Origin of the sequence: Streptococcus sp. VTCC 12905, from assembly GCF_049893385.1 — a bacterium.
In the GTDB taxonomy this organism is placed as follows: Bacteria; Bacillota; Bacilli; order Lactobacillales; family Streptococcaceae; genus Streptococcus; species Streptococcus suis_AA.
In genome coordinates this window covers 87,066-113,292 of sequence record NZ_JBMVJC010000002.1, presented here as the reverse complement: position 1 = coordinate 113,292, position 26,227 = coordinate 87,066, and the positions used below count along the sequence as shown (strand labels likewise).

26 protein-coding genes and 1 pseudogene are annotated in these 26,227 nt (G+C 39.5%); 3 read left to right on the top strand and 24 right to left on the bottom strand.

From position 1 onward, the window contains the following. Positions 1–17: 17 nt before the first annotated feature. The 9 genes and pseudogenes from ACPC58_RS01460 to cdaA form a co-directional block, all read right to left on the bottom strand. Positions 18–782: pseudogene (locus ACPC58_RS01460) on the bottom strand (ABC transporter permease). Next, the gene (locus ACPC58_RS01455) at positions 779–1,429 is read right to left on the bottom strand and encodes an ABC transporter ATP-binding protein (protein ID WP_434065014.1); all 651 of its coding nucleotides are present in this window, start codon (positions 1,427–1,429) and stop codon (positions 779–781) included. Before ACPC58_RS01455 ends, ACPC58_RS01460 begins: the two are co-directional and overlap by 4 nt. After that, positions 1,419–1,853: a cupin domain-containing protein gene (locus ACPC58_RS01450; RefSeq protein WP_434065040.1), complete on the bottom strand. Its 435-nt coding sequence runs from the start codon at positions 1,851–1,853 to the stop codon at positions 1,419–1,421. Before ACPC58_RS01450 ends, ACPC58_RS01455 begins: the two co-directional genes overlap by 11 nt. A gap of 142 nt (positions 1,854–1,995) precedes the next feature. Next, positions 1,996–2,376 (bottom strand): DUF4825 domain-containing protein, encoded by a 381-nt coding sequence (locus tag ACPC58_RS01445; protein WP_434065013.1) that lies wholly within the window; start codon positions 2,374–2,376, stop codon positions 1,996–1,998. Positions 2,377–2,523: 147 nt separating this feature from the next. After that, positions 2,524–3,300 (bottom strand): class I SAM-dependent methyltransferase, encoded by a 777-nt coding sequence (locus tag ACPC58_RS01440; RefSeq protein ID WP_239604655.1) that lies wholly within the window; start codon positions 3,298–3,300, stop codon positions 2,524–2,526. Positions 3,301–3,642: 342 nt separating this feature from the next. Then, on the bottom strand, positions 3,643–5,187 hold the full coding sequence (locus tag ACPC58_RS01435) for an ABC-F family ATP-binding cassette domain-containing protein (protein ID WP_274504729.1): 1,545 nt from the start codon (positions 5,185–5,187) through the stop codon (positions 3,643–3,645). A gap of 50 nt (positions 5,188–5,237) precedes the next feature. After that, positions 5,238–6,590 (bottom strand): phosphoglucosamine mutase, encoded by a 1,353-nt coding sequence (gene glmM, locus ACPC58_RS01430; protein ID WP_217374900.1) that lies wholly within the window; start codon positions 6,588–6,590, stop codon positions 5,238–5,240. A gap of 12 nt (positions 6,591–6,602) precedes the next feature. After that, positions 6,603–7,307 carry a CdaR family protein gene (locus ACPC58_RS01425; RefSeq protein ID WP_434065012.1) on the bottom strand — a complete coding sequence of 235 codons (705 nt, stop codon included), beginning with the start codon at positions 7,305–7,307 and terminating at the stop codon, positions 6,603–6,605. Next, positions 7,300–8,151 (bottom strand): diadenylate cyclase CdaA, encoded by an 852-nt coding sequence (gene cdaA, locus ACPC58_RS01420; protein ID WP_217374898.1) that lies wholly within the window; start codon positions 8,149–8,151, stop codon positions 7,300–7,302. Before cdaA ends, ACPC58_RS01425 begins: the two co-directional genes overlap by 8 nt. A gap of 172 nt (positions 8,152–8,323) precedes the next feature. On the opposite strand from cdaA, the gene murT reads away from it, so the two are divergent. Together murT and gatD are read left to right on the top strand one after the other, a co-directional pair. Next, entirely contained in the window at positions 8,324–9,667 is a 1,344-nt protein-coding gene (gene murT / locus ACPC58_RS01415) for a lipid II isoglutaminyl synthase subunit MurT (RefSeq protein WP_434065011.1), read from the top strand. After that, on the top strand, positions 9,667–10,452 hold the full coding sequence (gene gatD, locus ACPC58_RS01410; RefSeq protein WP_277836745.1) for a lipid II isoglutaminyl synthase subunit GatD: 786 nt from the start codon (positions 9,667–9,669) through the stop codon (positions 10,450–10,452). Before murT ends, gatD begins: the two co-directional genes overlap by 1 nt. An 878-nt stretch (positions 10,453–11,330) precedes the next feature. Here gatD and hisE read toward each other — a convergent pair. The 11 genes from hisE to hisC are packed head-to-tail and all read right to left on the bottom strand — an operon-like array spanning position 11,331 to position 19,244. After that, positions 11,331–11,645, bottom strand: coding sequence for a phosphoribosyl-ATP diphosphatase (gene hisE, locus ACPC58_RS01405; protein WP_434065039.1), 315 nt, complete (start codon positions 11,643–11,645; stop codon positions 11,331–11,333). Positions 11,646–11,659: 14 nt separating this feature from the next. Continuing rightward, on the bottom strand, positions 11,660–11,974 hold the full coding sequence (gene hisI, locus ACPC58_RS01400; RefSeq protein ID WP_160864561.1) for a phosphoribosyl-AMP cyclohydrolase: 315 nt from the start codon (positions 11,972–11,974) through the stop codon (positions 11,660–11,662). Next, on the bottom strand, positions 11,974–12,732 hold the full coding sequence (hisF, locus tag ACPC58_RS01395) for an imidazole glycerol phosphate synthase subunit HisF (protein WP_434065010.1): 759 nt from the start codon (positions 12,730–12,732) through the stop codon (positions 11,974–11,976). The genes hisI and hisF overlap by 1 nt, the downstream gene beginning before the upstream one ends. A 1-nt stretch (position 12,733) precedes the next feature. Further along, positions 12,734–13,453, bottom strand: coding sequence for a 1-(5-phosphoribosyl)-5-[(5-phosphoribosylamino)methylideneamino]imidazole-4-carboxamide isomerase (hisA, locus tag ACPC58_RS01390; protein WP_237396101.1), 720 nt, complete (start codon positions 13,451–13,453; stop codon positions 12,734–12,736). Beyond that, entirely contained in the window at positions 13,450–14,076 is a 627-nt protein-coding gene (hisH, locus tag ACPC58_RS01385) for an imidazole glycerol phosphate synthase subunit HisH (protein WP_318150860.1), read from the bottom strand. Before hisH ends, hisA begins: the two co-directional genes overlap by 4 nt. A gap of 1 nt (position 14,077) precedes the next feature. After that, positions 14,078–14,662 carry an imidazoleglycerol-phosphate dehydratase HisB gene (gene hisB / locus ACPC58_RS01380; protein ID WP_024392395.1) on the bottom strand — a complete coding sequence of 195 codons (585 nt, stop codon included), beginning with the start codon at positions 14,660–14,662 and terminating at the stop codon, positions 14,078–14,080. After that, a complete protein-coding gene (gene serB, locus ACPC58_RS01375; RefSeq protein ID WP_434065009.1) occupies positions 14,659–15,306 on the bottom strand; it encodes a phosphoserine phosphatase SerB in 648 nt (215 codons plus the stop codon). Before serB ends, hisB begins: the two co-directional genes overlap by 4 nt. Then, positions 15,293–16,576 (bottom strand): histidinol dehydrogenase, encoded by a 1,284-nt coding sequence (gene hisD / locus ACPC58_RS01370; RefSeq protein ID WP_434065008.1) that lies wholly within the window; start codon positions 16,574–16,576, stop codon positions 15,293–15,295. The genes serB and hisD overlap by 14 nt, the downstream gene beginning before the upstream one ends. After that, complete coding sequence (hisG, locus tag ACPC58_RS01365; RefSeq protein WP_172036684.1) at positions 16,573–17,220, bottom strand: ATP phosphoribosyltransferase; 648 nt, start codon at positions 17,218–17,220, stop codon at positions 16,573–16,575. The genes hisD and hisG overlap by 4 nt, the downstream gene beginning before the upstream one ends. Position 17,221: 1 nt before the next feature. Then, a complete protein-coding gene (locus ACPC58_RS01360; RefSeq protein ID WP_277836749.1) occupies positions 17,222–18,196 on the bottom strand; it encodes an ATP phosphoribosyltransferase regulatory subunit in 975 nt (324 codons plus the stop codon). Further along, a complete protein-coding gene (hisC, locus tag ACPC58_RS01355; RefSeq protein ID WP_217374889.1) occupies positions 18,162–19,244 on the bottom strand; it encodes a histidinol-phosphate transaminase in 1,083 nt (360 codons plus the stop codon). Before hisC ends, ACPC58_RS01360 begins: the two co-directional genes overlap by 35 nt. 405 nt (positions 19,245–19,649) lie before the next feature. Here hisC and ACPC58_RS01350 point away from each other — a divergent pair, with 405 nt between their 5' ends. Next, positions 19,650–20,393, top strand: a complete 744-nt coding sequence (locus ACPC58_RS01350; protein WP_217374888.1) for a PHP domain-containing protein — start codon at positions 19,650–19,652, stop codon at positions 20,391–20,393. A 64-nt stretch (positions 20,394–20,457) separates the two neighbouring features. Here ACPC58_RS01350 and ezrA read toward each other — a convergent pair whose 3' ends face one another. The 4 genes from ezrA to ACPC58_RS01330 form a co-directional block, all read right to left on the bottom strand. Then, the gene (ezrA, locus tag ACPC58_RS01345; protein WP_274504721.1) at positions 20,458–22,182 is read right to left on the bottom strand and encodes a septation ring formation regulator EzrA; all 1,725 of its coding nucleotides are present in this window, start codon (positions 22,180–22,182) and stop codon (positions 20,458–20,460) included. Positions 22,183–22,270: 88 nt separating this feature from the next. Further along, a complete protein-coding gene (gene gyrB / locus ACPC58_RS01340; protein ID WP_217374886.1) occupies positions 22,271–24,223 on the bottom strand; it encodes a DNA topoisomerase (ATP-hydrolyzing) subunit B in 1,953 nt (650 codons plus the stop codon). A gap of 122 nt (positions 24,224–24,345) precedes the next feature. Further along, positions 24,346–24,888, bottom strand: a complete 543-nt coding sequence (locus tag ACPC58_RS01335; protein WP_217374885.1) for a DJ-1 family glyoxalase III — start codon at positions 24,886–24,888, stop codon at positions 24,346–24,348. A 7-nt stretch (positions 24,889–24,895) separates the two neighbouring features. After that, positions 24,896–26,134 (bottom strand): FtsW/RodA/SpoVE family cell cycle protein, encoded by a 1,239-nt coding sequence (locus ACPC58_RS01330; protein ID WP_434065007.1) that lies wholly within the window; start codon positions 26,132–26,134, stop codon positions 24,896–24,898. Between the last annotated feature and the right edge of the window lie 93 nt (positions 26,135–26,227).

Genomic DNA, 26,227 nt, shown 5'->3' with positions numbered 1-26,227 from the left:
CAGAAAGATCATTTTCCTTATTCAAAATCTAACTGCGTCCTATCTGTAAAATAAGTCTTATAGGCCGCATATGAGGCTATAACAGATGCGAGACTGGTTGCAGATAGCAGCATGAACATGACCATAATCTGATAGCGAATGGCTTGGACAGGGTCTACTCCTGCAAAAATCAGTCCAGACATCATTCCTGGTAAACTGACTAAACCAACAGTTTTGGCTGAGTCAATTGTCGGTTGCATACCTGTCCGAATGGATTCTCGCAAAATTTCCTGTGAAGCCAATTTACTCGTTGCCCCTAGACTTAATTTTTCCAACACCTGTTGGCGGTTATCAGAAAAGGACCGGTACATTGCTCGATAGGATAGACCGATTGCTGTCATTGCATTACTAGCCAACATCCCTGAAATTGGAATGACTTGAGAAGGTATTAATTGGATGGCACCTGATAACAGTAACAATCCTAAAGTGATACTGGTGGAAGTGAGCAAAGCAAGAAAAGGATAAATCAGCTTTTTGTTCTTGTTTGGATTGCGTTTATTTGCTTGTACACTGGCATTATAAAGAATAATCAACACCATACCCAAACTGAGGAAAATATTCGAAACTTGAAAAATAAATTTTTAAATATAGCCAACAACGAATAGCTGAACAATCGTACGGACAACCGCTACCAAAATATCTTTTGTCAGCCCTAGTTTCTCTTTTTGGCTTATCCCCATCGCAAGTAGAACCAAGCCGAAAATTAAGACTAGGGATAGATTATCTACTGAAACAGAGTTCATGCTTGCATCCTCCCATCTTTCAATCTCAAAATATGCTTAGCCCCATCAATTTCTGATTGGTCATGCGTCACTTCAATTAATGTTTTTCCAGAAATGTGGTAATCAGTAAGTAATTGATTCACAATAGCTTTGGTCTCCGCATCTAACCCTGCAGTAACTTCGTCTAATAGCAAAACTTGAGGTTCAAAAAGTAAATTGCGTATAAGAGCGACACGTTGTTTTTCACCACCTGATAATTCTGTAATCCTTTGGGTAAGAAAATCTTCACCTAAATTTACATTCTTTAAGGCTGTAATCGCTTTTGATTTATCAAATTCTAACTGTCTCACTGTGAATGGAAAACGCAGATTGTCTTCGACTGTATTTCCAAAAAGTACAGGTTGTTGAAAGCAATAGGAAACCTCTCTTCGATAGGTGGGCATATCCAGCTTCTCTATTTCTTTTCCTCTAAAAAGAATCTGTCCTTGAGTCGCTGAAGTAAGCCCTGCTAATAGTTTTAAGATGCTACTTTTTCCGCTACCCGAAGGCCCAACCAAAGTTAGACGCTCACCTTCGCTAACAGAAAAATGAATATCAGTCAAAATCGACTTACCTTTATCAGATAAGCCGACGGATTTTAGTTCAAAAATCGGTGTATTAGTGACCATGTTCTTCAGCTTCTTCCGCAGCAAGTGCAATAGCTTGTGTTTCATGAACTGTACCATGAGCGTGATGGGCTGGTCCATAGATAGAATAGATTTTGAGGTCTTCTTGGCCAATATTGATGACATTATGGTAGGTACCGTTTGGAATCAAGATAACATCTTCTGGTCCAACTTCTCTATCCAAGGTAATCTTTTCAGCAGATTCTCCCATGATAACTCGGCCATGACCTTGTTCAATGCGGAGGAACTGATCATTTTCATTGTGCACTTCCGCACCAATATCTTCTCCGACTGGAATGGACATCAAGGTCACTTGAAGCAATTCACCAGTCCAAATTGCTGTTCGATAGTTTGTATTTTCTAGCGTAGCAGTTTCAATATTGGTTACAAATGGATCTTTTCCATAATCTTTCATTGTCATAGTTATCGCCTCCAATTTATAATGATTCTAATGTTTGTTTAGAATAATTCTAATTATACTCCTATCTATCAATATGTCAAGTAATTTGAAACTATCTAATAAAATTCAGACGATACTCATAATTGAGAAATAACCTACATAAGGCAGGTCATTCTTTATTATATGAAACTATTTCTTTTTGGGTTTCTTCATTGACAAAGGTTATCTTTCCTAAATTAGCAATCAAGTCAAAAATGGAGTTACTATTCTGCTCTAAATCTAAATAGTCAGAGTCAGGCATTTCAGTTACTTTCAAATAGATGATAAGCTCATATGGTTCTTCATCTGAACGTATTTCAATATGATCATACGTGTAACCTGTCGGGTAATCCTGTAAACTTGCAATCTTAATTACATTGTTATTATCTCCGATATATTCGGTCCTATACTGCTCAAGAGAATCCATTTCGTTTTTAGCTGGCTGGCATGCAGATAAGAATATGGTAGTTAGAATTGTCAACAACATAATCCGTTTAAATTGGTACTTCATGATATATCTTCCTTTCAATCCTTTATTATCAGTTACATTACTATCAAATATATAATAACATATTTTGATTAATCGGTCAAAATATCTGAGATCTCATTGTGAAACACTCAATCATCTATAAAAAAACTACCTTTCGGTAGCTTAACTCTATAATTTTATTGACAAATTCGCCAGATAATCTGAACCAAATTGGGACAGGCGATTGCGATGATCCTTTGATTCGTAAAAATCAATCATGGCAAAACCAGCTCGAAATTGCCCAGCAATCTGTTCTTCTAAGGTGTGGCTAAATTCATAGCCATATTCTGGGTCAATCGCAATTTGTCCTGCTTCTTCTAATTTTCGTGCGTTGAAAGGCAGGCTGTACTTCGGTATCAAGGTCTTGTCTGGCTGATCCCAGACCTCGTCAGCATCAAAGACATAAATCCAAGGATTCATGTAGCCCACCATGAGTAGTCCGCCCTTTTTCAAGATCCGATAGGATTCCTGCCACATATTGGTTAGGTCTTCAATATAGACATTTGAAACAGGGCAAAAAATAATGTCAAAAGTTTCATCCTCAAAAGGAAAAGCTTGTGTCATATCTGCCTGAATCGTCTGTAAATCTAAATTTTCTCGCTCTGCAACGAACCTATCTTTTTCCAACTGTTTCAGAGAAAAATCCATTATAGTCGTTTCATAACCATGAGCTGCAAAAATCGGTCCCTGTTGACCACCTCCACAAGCTAGTCCCAATAATTTTTTTCCTCTAGCCTTTTCAAACCAGTTAAGTGGAACTGTCTTTCCAACTGTCAAAGCGACGGTGAGGGAATTTGCCTTTGCATGTTCAAATTCCTCATGACTAAGAGGAATTGTATAGGGATTACCTTGTCTACTCGATACCCTATTCCATCTATCTTGATTGAAGTCTACATATTTAGTCATTCTTTTTTCCTCTGGAGAGGTCTAGCCAGTGTGACCTCGTTCTATTCTTTTCATGTTTTTACCTCCTTTACTATGCTCATTCTATTATAGTATGCATACAAAGAAAAAGCTACCTTTCGGCAGCCTATACTCTTCGAAAATCAAAATCAGACGTTGTTGACTTAATTTGATGACTGTAAAGCGCTCCTGAGGAGGTTTTCAACCTGTTCCCTTGAAATAGAAAAGGAACAGAGTTCTATCTGCATCAGAGCGAAACGAACTAGGTTCGCCTATTTCCAACCTTCAAAGGTTCTCCGGACAATTGGAGCAAGTCGGATTTTGGTTTTCATTGAGTATTACTTCTTAAGTCAGGTCATTAAAATCCCAAACATCGTCAACCCAGCCCTCATAGAAATCAGGCTCATGGCAGACCATGAGAATAGAGCCCTTGTAGGCTTTGAGAGCTCGTTTAAGTTCATCTTTGGCATCCACATCTAAATGGTTGGTCGGCTCGTCAAGTATAATTACATTGTTTTCACGGTTCATAAGCAAACAGAAACGAACCTTAGCCTGTTCTCCACCTGAAAGGACTTGAATCTGGCTTTCGATATGTTTAGTGGTTAAACCGCAGCGAGCCAAGGCAGCACGGACTTCCGCTTGATTAAGTGCAGGAAAGGCATCCCATACCGCTTCAAGTGGCGTCTGACGATTACCAGCTGCAACTTCCTGTTCAAAATAACCTAATTCTAAATACTCCCCACGCTCAACAGTTCCTCCTAGCGGTGGAATAATGCCTAGAAGACTTTTGAGAAGGGTGGATTTACCAATACCGTTGGCACCGACAATGGCAATCTTTTGGTTACGCTCAAAGGTTAAATTGAGCGGTTTACGTGTTAAAACGCGATCGTATCCTATTTCTAAATTATTGGTCTGGAAGATAAATCGACTTGGTGTGCGTGCCATTTTGAAGTCGAAGGATGGCTTTGGTTTTTCGGATTGAAGTTCAATAATCTCCATCTTATCCAACTTCTTCTGACGAGACATAGCCATATTTCGAGTAGCAACTCGAGCCTTATTTCGATTCACAAAATCCTGCAAATCAGCGATTTCTTTCTGTTGACGTTCATAGGCCGCTTCCAATTGTGCACGCTTCATGGCATGGACTTCTTGGAATTGATAATAGTCACCGGTATAGCGAGTTAAAAGTTGGTTTTCAACATGATAAACAATATTGATCACATCATTCAAGAATGCAATATCATGGGAAATTAAAACAAATGCATTTTCATAGTTCTGCAAATATCGTTTGAGCCAATCAATATGCTCAGCATCCAAGTAGTTGGTTGGTTCATCCAAGAGCAAAATATCTGGCTTCTCTAAAAGCAACTTAGCCAAGAGTACCTTGGTCCGTTGACCTCCAGACAATTCCGTCACATCCTTGTCCATACCGTATTCCATGACACCAAGAGCACGAGCTACTTCATCAATTTTAGCATCTAAAGTATAGAAATCACGACTTTCCAAGCGATCTTGGAGTTCTCCAACCTCTTCCATAAGAGCATCAATATCAACCCCATCTTCAGCCATTGACATATATATATCATTGATACGAGCTTCGGTTTTGAATAATTCATCAAAGGCTGTGCGTAAGACGTCACGGACCGATTGACCCTTTTCTAATTTAGCATGCTGGTCTAAATAACCTGCCGTTACATAACGTGACCATTCAACCTTACCTTCATCTGGCTGCAATTGACCTGTCACGATGGACATGAAGGTCGATTTCCCTTCACCATTGGCACCGACAAGTCCGATATGTTCCCCTTTCAAGAGACGGAAGGAGACATTTTCAAAAATTGCACGGTCACCAAAGCCATGGCTCAAATTCTTTACTTCTAAAATACTCATAAATTCCTCACAAAAGAGGCTGGAAATGCTTCCAGTCTCTGTTTACTCTTTTAATCTAAACCGATTTCAGCACGAACCACATCTACGATTGTATCTACATAGTAGTCAACCTCAGCATCTGTTGGGGCTTCCGCCATAACACGCAATAGTGGCTCAGTCCCACTTGGACGAACTAAGATACGGCCATTCCCTGCCATCTCTGCCTCCATCTTTTCAATGATAGCTGCGATAGCAGGAACCTCCATAGATTTATCCTTCATGCTGTTTTCAACACGAATATTGACTAATTTTTGTGGATAAATCGTAACTTCTGCTGCCAACTCTGACAAGGTTTTACCTGTTTCTTTCATGATTTTAGTCAGTTGCACAGCGGTCAATTGGCCATCACCTGTGGTATTATAATCCATAAGAATTACGTGACCAGATTGTTCACCACCAATATTGTAACCTTCTTTGCGCATTTCCTCGACCACATAACGGTCTCCAACTGCGGTCACAGCTTTTTCAATTCCTTCGCGATCCAAGGCCTTATGGAATCCGAGATTGGACATAACTGTGGTCACAATTGTATTTTTGGCCAATAGACCACGATCAGCAAGGTATTTACCAATGATATACATGATGCGATCGCCATCTACTAAATCACCATTCTCGTCTACAGCAATCAAGCGATCGCTATCTCCATCAAAGGCAAGGCCAATTTGACTACCGGTTTCCTTAACTAATTCTTGCAATTTTTCAGGATGCGTAGAACCAACGCCCTCATTAATATTCAAACCGTCTGGATTTTCAGCGATAACCGTCAAATCTGCGCCTAGGTCTGCAAAAATTTGGCGAGCAGAAGTTGCCGCTGCACCATTAGCTGTATCCAAAGCAACTTTCATACCTTCTAATTCAGTACCAGTTGATACTAAAAATTGTTGATACTTGCGTAGACCTTCTGGATACTCCACTACATCACCCAAACCTTGAGCAGACGGACGTGGTAATGTATCTTCTTCCGCATCAAGAAGAGCTTCTATCTCTGCTTCCAATGCATCATCTAATTTGAAACCATCACCAGCAAAGAACTTAATTCCATTATCCTGTGCTGGATTGTGGCTTGCAGAAATCATAACCCCTGCGCTAGCTTTTTCTGCTTTGACTAAGTGGGCAACACCAGGTGTTGCGAGCACACCAAGTTTATATACATGAATACCTACTGATAAAAGACCTGCAACCAAAGCAGACTCAAGCATTTGTCCTGAAATACGTGTGTCACGCGCCACGAAAACTCGAGGTACATCCGTTTCATGTTGACTAAGGACATAGCCACCAAAACGACCTAGTTTAAATGCCAATTCTGGCGTCAATTCTACGTTTGCTTCTCCACGGACACCGTCCGTACCAAAATATTTACCCATTTTTTTCATTCCTTATTTTGTTTTTGTAACAACGACTTGAATATTTGCTTCTGTTTCAGATAAAACCACTGGCAAGACATTTCCATCACTATCAACTGCTTGTAGCTTGGCTGTACCACTATAATTTGAGTCTAAATTACTAATATCAACTGCAACTGCTTCCACATGATCAATTTTTGCCATGGTTTCTTCATCAGTAGTCACCTTTACAGAGCTGACATCCACAGTGACTTTAGACACACTGTATCCACTTGCCAATTGATTGCTATAAATGACCCCTTCAACGGCAAAACTCTGACTAACTTTTTTCCCGATTTTAACAGTAATAGCATCTGGTGCCAATGTGGCACTGATACCCGCTGGTAGATTAGCTAATTGTAATTTAACTGTTCGCGTGCCTTCCGTATGCTCTCTTAAATCTGCAATAACTTGAAAAGTGCGAGTCGATTCATCAGATTCTCGTTGTAGAAGTACACGGTTGGATCCTCGTAACTCGACATCCACAGTTGAGGAGAAACCAGATATAAAATACTTATTCGTGTCGTATTCAATGTCAATTGGGACGCCACTTAAAGTATGAACATAGGTTTCTGATTCGGTATTACTCGCAGATGACTCTGAATTTTTATAATTGGTTGTCGTAGCATAGAAAAAGAGTAAGAGGGCTAAAAAAATAGATAGGGTGAGATGACCAACTATTCTAAACTTTTTATTCATTCTTGCCTCCCCTCAATCGTTTCCATACAGTTTGTTTGATATCAGGTTCTCGAATAAAAGTAGCCCGTAACTCTGCTTCAAACTCTTCTAAGGTCAGATCATGTTTGAAAATGCCATTATGTGCAATAGAGATACTGCCCGTTTCCTCTGAAACAATAAAGACAAAGGCGTCTGACACTTCCGATAATCCAATCGCAGCGCGGTGTCGTGTCCCAAATTCCTTGGAAATCCCTGCACTTTCTGACAAAGGCAAATAGGCACAAGCTACTGCGATTTTGTCCTCCTTAACGATTACTGCCCCATCATGCAAAGGAGTATTGGGAATAAAAATATTAATTAAAAGTTCCCTGGACACATCTGCATTTAACGGAATTCCGGTAGATCGATACTCCTGCAAGGTCTGAGCTTGCTCAACCGCCACTAAGGCTCCGATTTTCCGTGGGGACATGTAAGCAACCGACTTAAGAAAGGCAACTATTAATTTTTCTTCCGCACTGACGGTATTTGTCGTAAAAATCTGAGTTGTTCGCCCGAGCTTTTCCAACATAGCTCGAAATTCAGGAGCAAAGATAACAACTGCTGCAATGACCCCATAAGTGATGACTTGGTTAATCAACCAAGCTATCGTTTGTAAGCCAAAAATACTTGCTACAATTTGAACAATAATAAAAAGAAATACTCCTCGAATGAGGGTCATAATCTTAGTACCAGCGATGGCCTTACTAAAATTATAAATCAAATAAGCAACAATACTAATATCTATTAGGTGAAGAAGAGCAGTCCATGGACTTGCTATCAAACTTGACCAATAGCCTAAATCAAATAATTGGTTTAAGTTTAACATGTATACCTCACACTTTCTAAAGTATAACACAGTAGTGTTTCTATTATATCATAAATTAGGCACATATATGAGTCCGAGCTCTCTTTAACGGATAAAAAAAATGACATATCATTGTGAAGTATCTCATAGTTCCATAATAGATAAACAGTTTATTTTATGTTAAAATAGTTCCATGAAAATAAATACATTACTAGGGATTGCAGCAGGGAAATCCAGTCAATTTATCTTGAAAAAACTTGGACGAGGAACGACCCTTCCTGGCAAAATCGCCCTCAAATTCGATAAACATATTTTAGACAATTTAGCTAAGGATTATGAAGTTGTCGTCATTACCGGAACAAACGGCAAGACGTTGACAACCGCATTAACAGTTGGAATTCTCCAAGAAGCATTTGGAGAAATCACAACCAACACTAGTGGTGCCAATATGATTACCGGGATTACAGCCACTTTTTTATCAGCTAAGAAAAATAAGAATGGCAAAAAAATAGCTGTCTTAGAAATTGACGAAGCCAGCCTTGCTCGTATTACAGATTTTATTAAACCTAGCTTAATAGTCTTCACCAATATCTTCCGTGATCAAATGGATCGCTACGGTGAAATTTATACCACCTATCAGATGATTTTGGACGGGGCATCCAAAGCTCCTCAAGCAACTATATTGGCGAATGGTGATAGCCCGCTCTTCAATTCAACTTCTGTTATCAATCCAGTTAAATACTACGGTTTTGCAACGGAAGAACATGAACCACGACTGGCGCATTACAATACTGAAGGCATTCTTTGCCCACATTGCCACCAGACTATCCAGTACAAGCTCAATACATATGCTAACTTAGGGAGCTATATTTGTACCAACTGTGGCTTTAGCAGACCTGAGCTGGACTACAAGTTGACTGAGTTGAAGGAAATTACCAATACTTCTTCTACTTTCGTGATTGATGGCCAAGATTATAAAATCAATATCGGTGGTCTCTACAACATTTATAATGCTCTTGCAGCAGTCAGTGTCGCTGAATTCTTCGGAGTTTCACCTGAAGTAATCAAAGCCGGTTTTGATAAATCTAAGGCAGTTTTTGGTCGCCAAGAATCCTTTAAAATAGGGGATAAGAATTGCACACTTGTCCTTATCAAAAATCCAGTAGGTGCAACTCAAGCCATTGAAATGATGAAATTGGCTCCATATGACTTTAGTTTGTCAGTCCTACTTAACGCCAACTACGCTGACGGTATTGATACCAGCTGGATTTGGGATGCAGACTTTGAGCAAATAACCCAAATGGACATTCCACAAGTGTTTGCTGGTGGGGTTCGTTCATCAGAGATTGCCCGTCGCCTTCGTGTGACTGGTTTCCCTGAAAACCAGATTGTTGAAACATCTAAACTGGAGGACATCATGAGCTTAATAGAGCAATCTAGCAGCCAACACGCCTATATATTGGCTACATATACAGCTATGTTGGAATTTCGTGACTTACTCGCTCAGCGTCAAGCCGTTGGAAAGGAGATGAAATAATGGTCTATACCTGTTTAAAAAGCCCTGATAAAGACTATCAATACGATCTCCATATCGCTCACCTTTACGGCGACTTGATGAATACCTATGGTGATAATGGCAATGTCCTTATGCTCAAATATGTTGCTGAAAAGCTGGGGGCGCGAGTTCAAGTCGACATTGTTTCGCTGACAGACCGTTTTGACAAAGACTTATATGACATCGTCTTTTTCGGGGGCGGTCAAGATTATGAGCAATCTGTTCTAGCCAAAGATTTGCCAACAAAAAAAGAAAATCTAGCTGACTACATTGAAAATGGAGGTGTTATGCTAGCCATCTGTGGAGGATTCCAATTACTTGGTAAATATTATATTGAAGCAGGTGGACGTAAAATTGACGGTTTAGGCATTTTAGGTCACTATACACTCAACCAGACTAATAACCGCTATATTGGGGATATCAAAATTCACAATGATGAATTTAATGAGACCTACTATGGATTTGAAAACCACCAAGGCCGAACTTTCTTGGCTGATAATCAGAAACCGCTAGGTAATGTTGTCTATGGTAATGGGAACAACAAGGAAGATGGAGGAGAGGGTATGCACTACAAAAATACCTTTGGTAGCTACTTCCATGGTCCCATCTTGTCTCGCAATGTCAACTTAGCGTATCGGTTAGTCACAACAGCTCTCCGTAAAAAATATGGTCAAGACATCCCACTTGCAAGCTACGCAGACATTCTCAGTAAAGAAGTTGCTGAAGAATACGGCGATGTTAAAAGCAAAGCAGAATTTGAAAAGTAATGGGAGTGGGAAAGAACTCGACTAAGATAAAAAGAGTTCGTCTTCCCACCCCCGCACAGTTGATTAGGTTAGATTTGGAGTGTAAAACACGAACAAATCTGCCAATCAACCACTGCGCTGAGATGTTGACGCGAACTCTGAGAAGCGACCCTGGGCTTTATGCCCAGCCTCCTTTAGATATTAGACTCGAGAATTTTTTTCAACTAAAAAAATCAGATGCTCACATTACAATGAACATCTGATTTTTATTTCCATCAACATTCTAATACTTTTTAATACTCAATGAAAATCGAAAGCACCCTAGCTTCAACTATCTGATAGATAGTTGAAGTCTAGAAATATTGCAATCTGTCTTCGGGACATGAAGCCGAAGATATTACTATGTTACTTTCTCATTCAACTACAACAAGCTGAGGCTTGCCTCAAGCCCAGGGCCACTTCTCAGAGTTCGTGTCAAAATCTCAGATTACTCTAACAATCTGGGATATTATTAGCGGTAGGAAAAAACAAACGAAATTTGTGTCAAAATAGTCCAGTGGAGTGGATTAAAACAGTCAGGGAAGTGACTGTTTTAACCCGAGCTAAAAAATAAAAGCGAGGTTTGTTTGGGAAACTGTTTTAGCTGGCCACCGTAAAATTAGAAGGTGACCACAGAAGCCCGAACCTACATATTTGGAAGTGAGGGGAACTCTTTTTGACCTGGTCAATGTCTTTCCCACTCCACTCATCAAGGCTCTTGTCAACGGATAATTTTGATTTTCGAAAAGTGTAAGTCAAAGATTTACTACCCTACCCTAGCCTAACTTAAACATATTGGTTAACTGGAAGTAACGGAAATCAAAGATATTAATTTCTTTCGATTAGTTACCCTAAATTCACTAGTAATTGGTGATTTCTTTTCTGTCGGTTGTTTTACTTATTTTTCCTTGACGTTCAATTAATACAGCTTCTACATCTTGAGGTGATACTTCTGTTTCCACTAAAAGTACTGCTAAATGGTAGAGCAAATCAGCAACTTCTTGAGAAATTTCATCTTTATCTGCATTTTTTGCAGCGAGTACAACTTCTGTCGATTCTTCTCCGACTTTTTTCAAGATTTTATCCAAGCCTTTGGTATAAAGGTAATTGGTATAAGAACCCTCTCTGGGGTTGGTTTTACGATCTAGAGCTTCTTGATATAGGGTATTGAGCATCTTTTTTCCTTTCATTACAAAATATCATTAAAGAAACAACTGTATGCACCTGTGTGGCAGGCAGCAACTGTTTGTCGAACGGATACCAGGAGAGTATCATTGTCACAATCCGTTTTTATGGAGACTACCTCTTGAAAATGTCCACTCGTTGCGCCTTTATGCCAAAGCTCCTGGCGAGAACGACTCCAGTAGTGCATTTGCCTGGTACTTAGTGTTTTTTCATAGGCATCTTGATTCATGTAAGCGAGCATGAGGACCTGACCTGTTTGGTAGTCTGTAACAATCACAGGTATCAGTCCCCCCTGCTTTTCAAAATTTAACTGTACCATCACACTCTTACCTCTATTCCACTTTGTCGCATAGCCTGCTTAGTATCAGCAATGCTCACTTCACCATAGTGAAATATAGAAGCAGCCAACGCTCCAGTAGCAGGAGTTTGTTCAAAAACCTCTAAGATATGTTGGCTATTGCCCGCACCACCTGAAGCAATGATCGGAACCGTCACTACATTAGCCACAGCATTGAGCATTTCGATATCAAAACCAGACTTGGTGCCATCCTTATCCATGCTGGTTAAAAGGATTTCACCAGCACCAAGGGAAACTACCTTTTTGGCCCAGTCAAGTAGGTCAATACCTGTATCTTTTCTACCACCTGCTACAAAGACATGCCAGGAACCATCCTCTACTTTTTTTGCATCTATTGCCACCACTACACATTGATTACCAAACTTTTCTGCACAGTCCGCAATGAGTTGTGGATTTGCAACAGCTGATGAATTTACAGAAACCTTGTCGGCACCAGCCTTTAGCATCTTATTCATATCTTCGACCGACCGAATACCTCCACCAACTGTAAAAGGAATAAAAACCTGCTCTGCAACTCGGCGTACCATATCAACAGTCGTATCTCGTTCTTCATGGGTTGCTGTAATATCAAGGAAAACTAGTTCATCACAACCAGCTTCATAATAGGCTTTGGCAGCATCAACAGGATTCCCCACATCAGTTAAATTGACAAAATTAACACCTTTAACCACTCGGCCGTCTTTGACATCAAGGCAAGGAATAATGCGTTTCGCTAACATATTATTCCTCCACTTCAACCAGTTCAGCAAGGCTAATTCTTCCACTATAGTAAGCCTTGCCTACGATCGTACCGTAAACACCAATTGCTTTTAATTGTTCCAAATCACTGAGAGCATGAATACCACCAGAAGCAATTACTTTGGCACTTGTGAGTTTTGCAATTAACTCTTTGTAATGAGCAAAGTTGGGACCTGCTAGCGTTCCATCGCGATCTACATCTGTATAAACAAATAAGCGGACACCAATTTTTTCCATTTCTAAAGCAAGCTGAACAAAGTCTACATCACTGGTTTCAAGCCACCCTTCCGTTGCGACACGACCAAATTTTGCATCAATCCCTACAACGATTCTATCACTGCCAAACTGAGCTAGTGCCTCTTGCACAAAAGAAGGATTTTTGACAGCCATAGAACCAATAATCACACGATCAATACCAACTTCCAAATAGTCCGCAATCTGCTCAATGGTGCGAATTCCCCCACCAACTTGTATGTTCAAATCGGTCTCCTGTTTTAACTGAGCAATTAAATCACGGTTGGCAGCCCGCCCTTCCAAAGCTCCATCCAAATCCACAACATGGATAAAATCAATACCAGCTTCTTTGAATAGTTTAGCTTGTCCAATCACATCTGGATTAACAACTGTCTCTTGACGAAAGTCTCCTTTGAACAGACGAACAGCGCGACCTTCTCTTATATCTATGGCTGGATAAATCTTCATATCCCACCTCTACTTTCTAGTTGACAAACTTGAGCAAAATTCCGCAAAATGCCTAGGCCAATCTCCCCCGATTTTTCAGGGTGAAATTGCGCACCATACACTTTTTCTTTGGATATCATAGCTGGAATTTCTTGGCTATAAGAGGCAGTTACATCCAAATATTCATTGGGAATATCTGTAAAATAACTATGGACAAAATAGACAGATTCTCCATCTAAATCACTAGTGAGTGGATTCTGTTGTCTCGTTTGCAAAACATTCCATCCCATGTGGGGGACAGGAAATCCAGCCTCTGGTAGGATTGGCCGACACGTTCCAGGAATCAGTCCTAATCCTTGAGTTGGCTTGTGTTCCAATCCTTCTTCAAGAAGCAACTGCATCCCAAGACAAATTCCCAAGAGGGGTGTTCCGCCAGCTACAGCCTCCTTAATGGCTGGGATGAGTTGGCGTTTTTCCAACTCCGCCATTGCAGAAGGAAAGGCTCCTACTCCAGGCAATATTAATCCTTGGGCCTTCCGAATTTTCTCTGGATTTGCAGACAATACTGCTTCTACTCCAATACTCTTTAAAGCTCGCAATACATTTGCAGTATTGCCAGCATCATAATCAATTACAATCATCATCTTACAAGATCCCTTTTGTTGAGTTAACCCCTTGAATCTCAGGGTTTATCGTGATTGCTTCTCGTAAAGCACGACCAGTAGCCTTGAATAAACTTTCTGACTTGTGATGACTATTCTTTCCATGTAATATTTTTAAGTGGAGGTTCATTTGTAGATTGAAGGCCAACGCTTGAAAGAATTCTTCCACTAATTCAGTATCAAAATCTCCTAATTTTGGATTGTCAAAATGAGCATCAAAAACCAGGTAAGAACGACCAGAAAGATCAAGACTAGCCATTCCAAGCGTTTCATCCATGGGTACAAAGCTAGTTCCATAGCGGTTTATACCTTCTTTTTTACCTAAGGCTTCTCTTATAGCTTGTCCTAAAACAATTCCCACATCCTCAACAGTATGGTGACTATCCACCCAAGTATCTCCATCTACAGTAACAAGGAGTGAAATGCGGCTATGACGGGCGAAAAGCGTCAGCATATGGTCAAAAAAACCTACACCTGTTGCAATCTCAACAGGTTCTTGTTGATCCAGATTTACCGTCAACTTGATTTTGGTCTCAAATGTGTTACGTTCAATACTTGCTTGTCTCATGCACTTACCTCATCAATAATTTCAATTGCCTTATAGAGATTTTTTTCGGTGATACGGTAAGGAGCGGCTTGTTCAACAATTGGTTTCGCACAAAAAGCAATTCCAATACCCGCCTCCTGAATCATAGGTAGGTCATTGGCTCCATCTCCCATGGCAACCGTATCCTTCAGTTCTAAGTCATTGTCTAAAGCCCAAGCTTTCAACTGAGCTTTTTTTACATCCTTAGTCACAATTTCACCAAGAACACGACCTGTTAATTTACCATTGATAATTTCCAAGTGGTTAGCTTTAACATAATCGAGATTGAGTCGCTCCGCTAGGATATCCACCGTTTGATGGAAGCCGCCTGAAACAACTGCAACCTTATAACCTCGCTTGTGCAACTCTGCTACCAGTTCTTTTGCCCCAGGTGTGAAATGAATACGTCCTAAGATAGTATCCAGAACTGTTTCTGGCAAGCCCTTTAACAGGGCAACACGTTCCCGAAGTGCTTCTTCAAAATCTAACTCACCCCGCATGGCACGCTCGGTAATACTTGCAACCTGTTCGCCTACCCCTGCTTCCTCGCCTAATAAATCAATTCCTTCTTCCATGATCAAGGTGCTATCCACATCCATGACCAATAATCCTTTAACTTTCTTCATTTCTCACCTCAATTGCACGTGCATGAGCAGCCAAACCTTCTGAATATGCCAAGGTTGTAATGGCCTGACTGGCTGCTTGTACAGCTTCCTTACTATATTGTGTATACTGAATACGCTTGATAAAATCATGAACTCCCAATGCTGAATAAAAACGGCTGGTTCCAGATGTAGGAAGGACGTGATTGGTCCCTGCAAAATAATCTCCAATAGGCTCGCTAGTAAAATGTCCTAAAAAGATAGAGCCTGCATGTTTGACAAATGGTAGATATTCATAGGCATTTTCCATTGCAATTTCCAAATGCTCTGGAGCAACCAAATTCATCAGCTCAAACATTTCATCTACTGTTTCTGTGAGGATAATCCGTCCATTATCAGCAATTGATGCTGCTGCAATTTCCTTTCTCGGTAGTGATTCAAGCTGCCGTTCAATTTCTTGTTCTACTTGTTGAGCCAGTTTGGCCGAATTAGTCACTAAAATAGCTCGTGCCAATTTATCATGTTCAGCTTGTGATAATAAGTCCGCAGCAACATAAACAGGGTTAGCTGTTTCATCTGCGATCACCCCAATTTCGGATGGTCCAGCTATCATATCAATCCCAACCAAACCATAAACTAGTTTTTTTGCCGTTGCTACATAAATATTTCCAGGACCTGTTATCTTATCTACCTTTGGAATAGACTCCGTTCCATATGCAAGAGCAGCAATGCCATGAGCCCCACCCACCTGATAAATCTTATCTACACCAGCTAGTTTTGCTGCAACCAATATAGCTGGATGATAGGTTTCCTGTGGAGGAGTAATCATTACAATTTCTGAAACACCAGCAATTTTAGCTGGAACAACGTTCATTAGAACAGATGAAGGATAGGCAGCAGTACCACCTGGGACGTAGACACCAACCCTCTCCAATGGACGAATCAACTGACCACGGATAACACCAGGTGATGGTTGATCTTCAAATCCCTTTTCAACCTGTTGCAGATGGTAGGATTCAATATTCGCCTTCGCTTTTTGTAAGGCAGAAAGGATTTGCGAATCAATAGCCGCAAAGGCTTCATCAATCATCTCATCAGAAACAGCCAGTTGTTCCACATGAATACCATCAAACTGTTGATTGTAACGTATAAGAGCCTCATCACCATTTTGAGCAACATCGGCCACGATGTCTTTAACAACTTCCTCAACCGATACAGTTTCTGCATTTAGTGCAATCTGTTCTTCATAGAGAAGCTGTGCAATTTCTTGACTTTTTCCACTTAATCGTTTCATGTAAAGGGTACCTCCTCATTTCCAACAATAGTTTCCAATTTTTCAATAAACTCACGAATTTGGGGCTTGTTCTTAATACTTGCCTTATTAACAATCAACCTTGTCGAAATACGACAAATATCTTCGAAAACTACGAGACCATTAGCAACTAAGGTATTTCCAGTTTCCACAATATCCACAATAGCATCTGCCAACCCTAATACTGGAGCAATTTCCACACTGCCTTGTATAGAAATGATTTCAACATCTTCACCTTTTTTATTAAAATATTCCATGGCAACAGTTGGATATTTGGTTGCAATACGCTTGCGCTTATGGTCACTTGGATTGTATGTAGGAATGGAAGCTACTGAAAATTTACAAAGTCCAAAATTTAAATCTAACATTTCAAGAAAACCAGTTGGGTGCTCAATCAGCACATCCTTACCAACAATCCCTAAATCTGCCACCCCATGTCGAACATAGGTCGTTACATCAGGAGCCTTGACCAATAAAAAACGAAACTGCCCATCTGGACTTTCAAAAATCAAGTTTCTCCCTTTTTCCATCATAAAGGACATGTCAAATCCAGCTTTTTCAAGTAAAGCAAGCGTTTCTTTCTCAATCCGCCCTTTGGTTAGAGCAATGGTTACTTGTTCCACCATCTTACTGGCCCCCTTCATAATCAATATTCTTACGGATTGCTTGATAAACCGCATCAATCTCTAAAGCCCATCCAACCGCTGTCAGTTTCTGAGCACCAAATCGTTCAAACAATTTATCATATCGCCCTCCAGATAAGAAGGCATCCGGTACCTGTTGATCAAAAACCTTGAACATCATACCGGTATAGTATGGAACTGTTGGAAGTTGCGCTAAATCTACAGTTACGATACCTAAGTCTTTCTCAATCAAGGTAATCAATTCTTCTAATTGATCAAAGGTCTTGAGTAATTGAGAATTGGTCACCACTTCCCGAGCTTGTCTCAAGACCGTCTCACTCTCTCCAAATAAATAAGGAAGCCTACGAATAAAGCCATCAAATTCACTAGGGTTTCGCTTGGTAAATTCATTTAACTTAGTGATGTTTTTATCCCGAATATGGAGAGAGAGTTCATTTGCAAGTTCACCAGTCAATTCAAGATGATCGAAGATGGTCCTTAAAATTGCCGCATGAGAAAACTCAAATTTATATCCCTTTAATCCAAGCTTATCAAGAGCTTCCTTCGCACTAGAAATGGCATGCTGATATGCTACTTGAGCAGGAAAGCCAATAATTTCGATACCAGCCTGAGTTCGCTCATTTTCCAACCCCCGCATCAACTCCTGACTTTGAAAAACCTTGCCAGAGTATGAAAATTTAATTGGTGTGTGCACCCGTGTTGAGGCAATAACTCTGGCAATTTGACTGGTAATATCTGGGCGCAGGCTAAGTAATTGACCTTCTTTATCAAATAAATGGTAATTATCTCTATTTACCTGATCAGAAAAAACTTCAAAATGTTCCAATGTTGGTGTCTCAATCCGATGAAATCCTCGTTCCATTAAGAGATCACTAACAGTCCTTTCAATTTCATAAGTTGCTTTGGCCCGTTTAAACAGTTTATCATGTAAGCCCTGTGGCAATGTTCGTTTGTTCATGACAATATTCCTTTATTTTTAATAGGACAGTTTCCATTTCCTTCTGCGTTCCAATGGAAATACGAAGCCAATCCTGAATTCGTTCCTGGGAAGGAAAATAGCGAATATAAATATTTTCTTTTTCTAAATAGGCAAACAGCTCCTCCGCCTTAACCAATGAGGGTTTGACTAAAAGAAAATTTGTTGATGAAGGTAAGACATCGAAGTTTAAGCCCTCTAATTCATTTGCAAACCAATCACGTGTTTCCATAATGGCTTGGCAAGACTGTTGATAATATGACCAATCTTCCACTGCTGCAAGTGCAAGTGTTTCTGAAATCGCATCAACATTATAGGGATTGATCGAATTGCGAACGGCTTGAATCACACTTATGAGTTGCTTAGAACCTACACCGTATCCAACTCGCAATCCTGCTAGAGAAGCATCTTTAGAAAATGTACGAGTAATAAATAAATTCGGATATTTATCAAGAAGCCCCAATGCTGACTGTCCACCAAAATTGACGTAGGCTTCATCAATTATAACCACTACATGTGAATTGGCTTTCAATACAGCCTCGATCTCATCTAAGGTCTGAAAACGCCCTGTCGGTGCATTTGGATTGGTTAGAATAATACCTCCACATTCCCTCTGATAGTCAGCTACATGCCAGCTAAAATCAGTTCTCAAAGGAACCTCCTCATAAGGAACACCATAGAGTTGAGCCCATACCTTATAGAACCCATAGGTTAGATCTGGAAATAACACAGGCGATTCGGTTTGAAAAAAAGCAAGGAAAGCCATGGAAAGAATATCATCTGAACCATTTCCTATCACAAACTGCTCCGGATCCAATCCATGCTGATGCGCAAGTGCCTGACGCAAATCAGCCTGATCTAAGCTAGAGTAGCGCCGGAGGTGTTTTCCTTCAAATTTCGCCAATGCATCTATGACAGCCGGACTTGGACCATAGGCATTTTCATTTGTATTAAGCTTAATCATATTTTTTACCTTTGGCTGTTTTCCAGCTATGTAAGGTTCAATCTTTCTCAGTCCTTTTAGTTCCATTTTATCCTCCAAAATCAAAAAACCACATGCGAAGTCCTCGTATCAGGACGTTTGCACGTGGTTCCACCTTCATTCAGATATATGTCGCCACATATCCCTCAGGAAGTCTAAGACTTCAGCTCGTAACGTGAGCAGACGTCAATTGCTATTGAGTCTTTCAACCGTTCACAACTGCACTCAAGAATGTGTGCCCAAATCATTGTATCCTTTCAGCAACTAGATACTCTCTGCAAGTGATTTGGGATTGTTTCTATCTTCGATTTTCTATTTTGTACTATTTTACCAAATTTTTAAGAAATTGCAAGAATTATCAGAATTATTTATGATAATCCTAACCTTCGCCTTTAAAGTAAGTCTTGCTCAAGATTCTAGCTTCTGTTACAATAGAAAAAAAGGAGGTTTGCCATGCGAGATAACCATTTGCACACTCATCATTCCTATGACTCAGAAACAGATTTTAAAGATTATTTGGATCAGTACGATGGCGAAATTGTGACAACAGAACATTTTGACTTATCCAACCCTTACAGCAAACAGGACGATGTACCCGACTATGAAGCCTATTCTAAAGAAATAGCTGAGCTAAACAAACAATACAATAACCGCATCAAAAAAGGAATTGAAATTGGCTACTTCCAGCCACGCGAAGCAGACATTCTTTCTTATCTGGCTGATAAAGAGTTTGATCTAAAGCTACTTTCCGTCCACCATAATGGAGTAAATGACTACTTAGACGATGAAGTAGCTGACATGGATATGCATACCATCATAAGTGACTACTTAGATCGACTAGAATACGCTATCGGACGCGTTGAGGCTGATGTTCTTGCCCATTTTGACTATGGATTTCGTCTCTTCGACTTATCTGTCAAGGATTTACAGATATATGAACCACAGTTAATTCGTATTTTTCAAAAAATGATCGAGAATAATCTTGCATTTGAATTAAATGCAAAGAGTATCTACCTCTACCATCACGAAGACCTTTATCGTTATGCACTTTCTCTGGTTCAACAATTGGGGTGCCATCGCTATTCAATTGGATCTGATGGTCATAAACTGGCCCATTTCAGATTAGGCTTTGATCAGCTCGAATCCTTATTAGAAGAATACTCTATTTCTAAAGAAGAAGTCATCAATTACCGATAGGACTTACAAAAAAGACCAGTATATCGCTTTTCCTAATGCGATATACTGGTCTTTTCGTCTTTGTTTAATAGCGAATGGCTTCACGAGTTTTTTCATATGAACGAACGAAACGTTCTGTTACACCAGGCTCAACTGTCTCCAATGCAAATGAAATTTCTTCAAAAGAGGCTTGATAATCAAACTCTTTTTCAAAAATAGCTAAAGAACGATTAAAAGCTTTTTGAACATTCTCATCGAATGAGCGGTAACGGTTAGAATATTGTAAGAGTTGCTCTGTCAAAGTTGCATTTTGTACAATTAAATAAGCTAACTCTTCCAGTTGATTCATATCGTAAGTAGCATTTTCTAATAAACGGTTAACCACTTCGATGTTAATTCGTTTATAGTCCAATTCAGAAATCAATGCCTCAACATGATCGCTTGTTCTGAAGAAACTTGTTAAGAACTCACCAGGAATGCCTGGCATATTGCGTTTTTCCATGTAGCGTTTCAAGGTATGAAGCTTATTGATATAAAGTGTAGCTTTTTTACGCGCTGCATTTTCTGAAATTTCTTGTGACTTCAGATACTCTGCAAGTACCAATTGCTCTTCTTCGATTTCTTTCAATGTTGATAAAGCATGTTCTAGACGCTCTTGTAAAATTGAATAAGCAACTTGTGGAGTCTCAATCTCATCAACACTTTCAGTCACAACTATTTCAATGGACTCCAAACGTTTTTTCAATTGATTAATACGAGACAATTTACTTTCTGCCAGTAAATAACTTGCATTTAAACGAGAAGCTTCTTCGTCAAGTTTCGCAGTATTTTCTGTGACATGTGCCAAGAATTTTGGCAAGGTATTACTAATCTTCACAACTGCTTTATGTGCTTCGACTTCACGAGTGAACAATTGATAAAGGTTTTCCAGTTTAGCTTGAATCTTTTCATTTTCAACTTCAGCTGCATCCAAATCAAAAGATACAACCAAGGCTGTATTTTCACGAATAGAGACACGAATATTCTGGAATTGAGATTCTATATCATTATCTGTAAACAAATAGTTTTGTTCTACTAATTTGCGATAACCAGTCTCCAAATCATCTAATTGATCTGGGAATGATTTTTCGAGCTTTTCAATCAAATTAGGAATACGATCCATAATTTGACTCAGGGCAATCATATGCTCTTCCGTCTTATCAAGAATTTCAGACGCCTCGATTGGGTCCCCAGATGAATTTAACATGACAAACTCAGAGAATTCGACTTCAATATTCTTCAACTGTTTCTCTAATTCTGGCAAGGTTTCCCCAAAACTATCAGCATTATCTCGAACTGTTTCCTGTAAACTATCGAAGAGATTCAATGCATGTTTCACGCGACCTGAATTTTTCTCCTCTTGTTCTTTTAACTCAACAAGTCCGTGGCGAATAGCTTCAATATCTTCCTCAACCAAATTAATCTGGCTTTCAATACTATCAATTGCATTTTTTGCGCTAATGAATCGGAAAGAATTGTTAAAACCTTCAGCTTCAAAAATATGATTTTCAATATCAGCAAATGAGTTGAGTGATAAATCCACCCATTTTTGATTCCACTCACGGAATGTAACTTGGCTTTGACCAATCAAATGAAGCGCCTTAACGGCCTCCACTTCCTGATTCACTGGCAGATTAAATAAATCTTCCTTGCGCTTCTCTAATGCAACCAAAAGGTTTTCATTACGTTTGCGAACAATCAGACAGGCTACATAGGCAATGATTAAAATAATAACAATCGAAATGATTAAAATGATTGTTCCAGTAGGCATGTAAATCTCCTTAGTTTCATAATGATTACGAGTAAATATCGCTTAATTATACCATATCTTACTAGCAATTGCACTATTTTTTTCATTTTTACACATCTAGTGTTGAATACACGGCATTTTCTTCGATAAACTCTCGACGAGGTTCGACCTTATCCCCCATCAGCATATCAAATATCTTGTCAGCTTCTGCAGCATCATCAACTGAAACACGCGCCATTAAACGGTTTTCTGGATTCATAGTTGTCTCCCATAATTGATGATCATCCATCTCTCCCAAACCTTTATAACGCTGAATAGTTGGCTTAGAGCGTCCTGTACTATGTCTCTCTAAAGCTTCTTGTAATTCCTGCTCTTGATTGACACCTGGTTGAATATACTCTTTAATATCGCTTCCAACCTTAACACCATAGATAGGTGGTTGTGCAATGTAGACATATCCTGCTTCAACAATCGGACGCATGTAGCGGTAGAATAAAGTCAAAAGGAGAGTACGAATATGAGCACCATCGACATCGGCATCCGTCATGATGACTAATTTTTGGTAACGAGCCTTGGTAACATCAAAATCCGCTCCAAACCCAGTCCCCATAGCAGTAAATAAGCTACGGATTTCTTCATTAGCCAAAATCTTATCCATGCTCGCTTTTTCAACGTTCAAGATTTTACCACGAATTGGCAAGATTGCCTGAAACTCACGATTTCGTCCAGATTTTGCTGATCCACCGGCTGAATCCCCCTCAACGATAAACAACTCTGTCTTTGTTGGATCATTCGATGAACAATCAGCTAACTTACCAGGAAGGTTGGAAATCTCAAGACCTGATTTCTTACGAGTTACTTCACGCGCACGTTTGGCTGCAATACGAGCCTTGCTCGCCAGAATCCCTTTCTCAACAATCCGTCGAGCAATCTGTGGATTTTCCAACAGAAACTCTGCAAAAGCATCAGAAAAGAGGCGGTTTGTAATCTTTACAACTTCGCTATTTCCAAGTTTTGTCTTTGTTTGTCCTTCAAATTGCGGTACAGGATGCTTAACAGAAATGACTGCTGTCAAACCTTCTCGAACATCTTCACCAGTTAGATTGTCTTCATTTTCCTTTAAGATTTTGTTCTTTTTAGCGTAATCATTGATGACACGAGTCAGTGCTGTACGGAAACCTTGTTCGTGAGTACCGCCTTCATGAGTATGGATATTATTGGCGAAACTGATGACATTTTCATGATAACTTGTTGTATATTGCATAGCAACCTCAACAGTGATATCCTCCATCTCACCCTCAGTGTAAATTGGTGTCTCAAAAATCACATCTTTATTTTCATTGAGGTATTCAACATAAGAGGCAATCCCGCCTTCATAATGGTATTCCTTGGTTTGTTCCAAGCCCTCCCGTTTGTCAGTAATTGAAATATTTAAACCACGGTTTAGAAATGCAAGTTCTTGAATTCGCTTGTTTAATTTAGTAAATTCAAATTCAGTTGTTTCAGTAAAAATCTCAGGGTCTGGTGTGAAATGAACAGTTGTACCAGAACGGTCTGTTTCACCTATTACTTTCAAATCTGCAACAACTTCACCTCTTCGGTATTCTTGGTAATAAACCTGACCGTTTTTATAGACTCGTACATCCAATTGAGCAGACAAAGCATTTACAACAGAAGAACCAACGCCGTGCAAACCACCAGATACCTTGTAGCCACCTCCGCCAAATTTACCTCCGGCATGGAGCACTGTGAAGACCGTCTCAACAGCTGGGCGACCCGTTCTTTCCTGAATATCAACAGGAATACCGCGTCCATTATCAATAACGGTAATAGAATTATCTTTCTCAATGATAACTTCAATTTTATTCGCAAATCCCGCCAACGCCTCGTCAATCGAGTTATCGACAATTTCCCACACCAAATGATGTAAACCTTCTTTAGATGTGGAACCAATATACATCCCTGGACGCATACGAACAGCTTCAAGACCCTCTAGAACTTGGATTTGACTGGCATCATACTCTTGAGCTTTTTCTTGTAAATCTTTGATTTCTTCTGTCATTTTTCTTCCTTTATCGCTATTAAAAACATTCTAGTGAATACCTTTCATTATAGCATATTTTTTACTAATTTAACAGTAAAAAAGAAAGGTAGATGACTCTCATTCTACCTTTCTCGTTCTACTTAATTACGGCGATAAACCATCTTCTTAGCTAATTCATGCCCATCATTGCCAAACATATCTACCAACGTATAAGCAAATTCCAGACTAGTTCCTGCCCCACGACTTGTAACGATTGGACCATCAACTACAACTACTTCTTCAATATGATTCCCTGATTGAATATCCTGTTCCATACCTGGATAGCAAGTGTAGTTTCTATTCTCCAATAAGCCTGCTCTGTCCAGCACAATAGGAGCAGCACAGATAGCAGCAACAAATTTACCAGTGTCAACAACAGCCTGTAAGTCCGCGATCAATTCACTATGATCACGAAGGTTTGTAGCACCTGGCATCCCCCCCGGCAATACAACAAGATCATAGGAAGTTAATTGTCCCGAAAACCTTGTATCAGCTTCCACACGAATTCCATGAGAACCTTCAACGGTTCGATCCAGCAATCCTATCATATGACAGTCAAATCCAGCCCTACGAAAAATATCAACAGGTGCCAAAGCCTCGATTTCTTCAAAACCCGGCGCCAACATTACTGCAACTTTTACCATATAAAACCTATCTTTCTAAACGTTTGATCGTAATTTTTTTAAATTTACGTGAATGATCATTGTCTCTTTCATTCGACAAATGATACTGGTAACCCATGGACAAAATCAATCCTATACCAATTAAGTTGGCTACCATTGATGATCCACCTTGTGAAATAAAAGGTAAAGGAATACCTGTCAAAGGCAATAATCCAGTTGCTGCACCAATATTCTCAAAAACGTGGAACAAAAGCATCATGATATAGCCTGTAGATATGTAGGTATAGTATTTGTTGTTCGATTTCAAGGTAACCCGTAACATTCTATAAATTAACAATAAATATAGACCAATCAACACACTACTACCTATAAAACCAAAATTCTCAGCAATAACAGTAAAAATCATGTCACTTTCACGAACTGGGATGAATAAATTAGTCTGATTAAATCCAATCCCTTTCAAACCACCACTTCCAATCGCAATGAGACTTTGTGCCTGTTGATAGGTCGTACTTTGAGCATTTTTAAAAGGATCCAACCAAGCGGAAATCCGGTTGATTTGATACGTGTCCATTCCCAAATTATGCAATAGAGTTGTTCCACCAGGTGAAATAAAAATCAACATAAAGCCAGTCACCAAAATGAATGCAACAAGGCTAATGGGCACCAATATTTTCCATGATACTCCTGATAAAAGAACCATTCCGCAAAAAATAGCAATGAAAACCAAAGATGTACCCAAATCACTTTGTAAGGCCAATAATGTCAAAACAGGAATCGTAAAGAGTGTCAAATATCCTATTAATTTGAAATCATTCTTTATGGACTGTTCTTCATGGTACTTGTGAAATGTAACAATCACTCTTGCCAACATGATGATGTATGAGATTTTCACAAATTCAGAAGGTTGAAACAGCGTTGTATCTCCAATCGTAACCCAGTTCTTAGCACCTGTTGAAGCAACTAAATCCGGACTGTAGAAAAATAATGGAAGAACCATCAATCCTAAACCCAAAACATAGAGAAACGGTGTAATTTGCCATAAGAACTTGGTAGAAAAAAACATAACGATTAAGGCAGCAATAACTCCAATTCCTATCCATGCAACCTGTTGCCCAACCATCTGAAGTACAATATCAGGATAATCCTGACTAACTGCAATATACAATGAGAGTATGCCTATAACTAGTAAAAAAAAGACGGGTAGAATAAGTGAATAATCTATTCGACTATCAATTGTTCCTCTGTTATTCATGAATGACCTCATACTTTCAACTCAAATACTAACTCTTACCATTATAGCAAAAAAAGACTGGTCATTGAAATCAAAAGTTGAAATGTATAGCCAAAATCGTATAAG

Coding starts and splice junctions, on each gene's coding strand:
- ACPC58_RS01455 (WP_434065014.1), bottom strand. CDS start 1,429: ATGGTCACTAATACACCGATTTTTGAACTAAAATCCGTCGGCTTATCT.
- ACPC58_RS01445 (WP_434065013.1), bottom strand. CDS start 2,376: ATGAAGTACCAATTTAAACGGATTATGTTGTTGACAATTCTAACTACC.
- ACPC58_RS01440 (WP_239604655.1), bottom strand. CDS start 3,300: ATGACTAAATATGTAGACTTCAATCAAGATAGATGGAATAGGGTATCG.
- ACPC58_RS01435 (WP_274504729.1), bottom strand. CDS start 5,187: ATGAGTATTTTAGAAGTAAAGAATTTGAGCCATGGCTTTGGTGACCGT.
- glmM (WP_217374900.1), bottom strand. CDS start 6,590: ATGGGTAAATATTTTGGTACGGACGGTGTCCGTGGAGAAGCAAACGTA.
- ACPC58_RS01425 (WP_434065012.1), bottom strand. CDS start 7,307: ATGAATAAAAAGTTTAGAATAGTTGGTCATCTCACCCTATCTATTTTT.
- cdaA (WP_217374898.1), bottom strand. CDS start 8,151: ATGTTAAACTTAAACCAATTATTTGATTTAGGCTATTGGTCAAGTTTG.
- murT (WP_434065011.1), top strand. CDS start 8,324: ATGAAAATAAATACATTACTAGGGATTGCAGCAGGGAAATCCAGTCAA.
- gatD (WP_277836745.1), top strand. CDS start 9,667: ATGGTCTATACCTGTTTAAAAAGCCCTGATAAAGACTATCAATACGAT.
- hisE (WP_434065039.1), bottom strand. CDS start 11,645: ATGCTCAATACCCTATATCAAGAAGCTCTAGATCGTAAAACCAACCCC.
- hisI (WP_160864561.1), bottom strand. CDS start 11,974: ATGGTACAGTTAAATTTTGAAAAGCAGGGGGGACTGATACCTGTGATT.
- hisF (WP_434065010.1), bottom strand. CDS start 12,732: ATGTTAGCGAAACGCATTATTCCTTGCCTTGATGTCAAAGACGGCCGA.
- hisA (WP_237396101.1), bottom strand. CDS start 13,453: ATGAAGATTTATCCAGCCATAGATATAAGAGAAGGTCGCGCTGTTCGT.
- hisH (WP_318150860.1), bottom strand. CDS start 14,076: ATGATGATTGTAATTGATTATGATGCTGGCAATACTGCAAATGTATTG.
- hisB (WP_024392395.1), bottom strand. CDS start 14,662: ATGAGACAAGCAAGTATTGAACGTAACACATTTGAGACCAAAATCAAG.
- serB (WP_434065009.1), bottom strand. CDS start 15,306: ATGAAGAAAGTTAAAGGATTATTGGTCATGGATGTGGATAGCACCTTG.
- hisD (WP_434065008.1), bottom strand. CDS start 16,576: ATGAAACGATTAAGTGGAAAAAGTCAAGAAATTGCACAGCTTCTCTAT.
- hisG (WP_172036684.1), bottom strand. CDS start 17,220: ATGGTGGAACAAGTAACCATTGCTCTAACCAAAGGGCGGATTGAGAAA.
- ACPC58_RS01360 (WP_277836749.1), bottom strand. CDS start 18,196: ATGAACAAACGAACATTGCCACAGGGCTTACATGATAAACTGTTTAAA.
- hisC (WP_217374889.1), bottom strand. CDS start 19,244: ATGGAACTAAAAGGACTGAGAAAGATTGAACCTTACATAGCTGGAAAA.
- ACPC58_RS01350 (WP_217374888.1), top strand. CDS start 19,650: ATGCGAGATAACCATTTGCACACTCATCATTCCTATGACTCAGAAACA.
- ezrA (WP_274504721.1), bottom strand. CDS start 22,182: ATGCCTACTGGAACAATCATTTTAATCATTTCGATTGTTATTATTTTA.
- gyrB (WP_217374886.1), bottom strand. CDS start 24,223: ATGACAGAAGAAATCAAAGATTTACAAGAAAAAGCTCAAGAGTATGAT.
- ACPC58_RS01335 (WP_217374885.1), bottom strand. CDS start 24,888: ATGGTAAAAGTTGCAGTAATGTTGGCGCCGGGTTTTGAAGAAATCGAG.
- ACPC58_RS01330 (WP_434065007.1), bottom strand. CDS start 26,134: ATGAGGTCATTCATGAATAACAGAGGAACAATTGATAGTCGAATAGAT.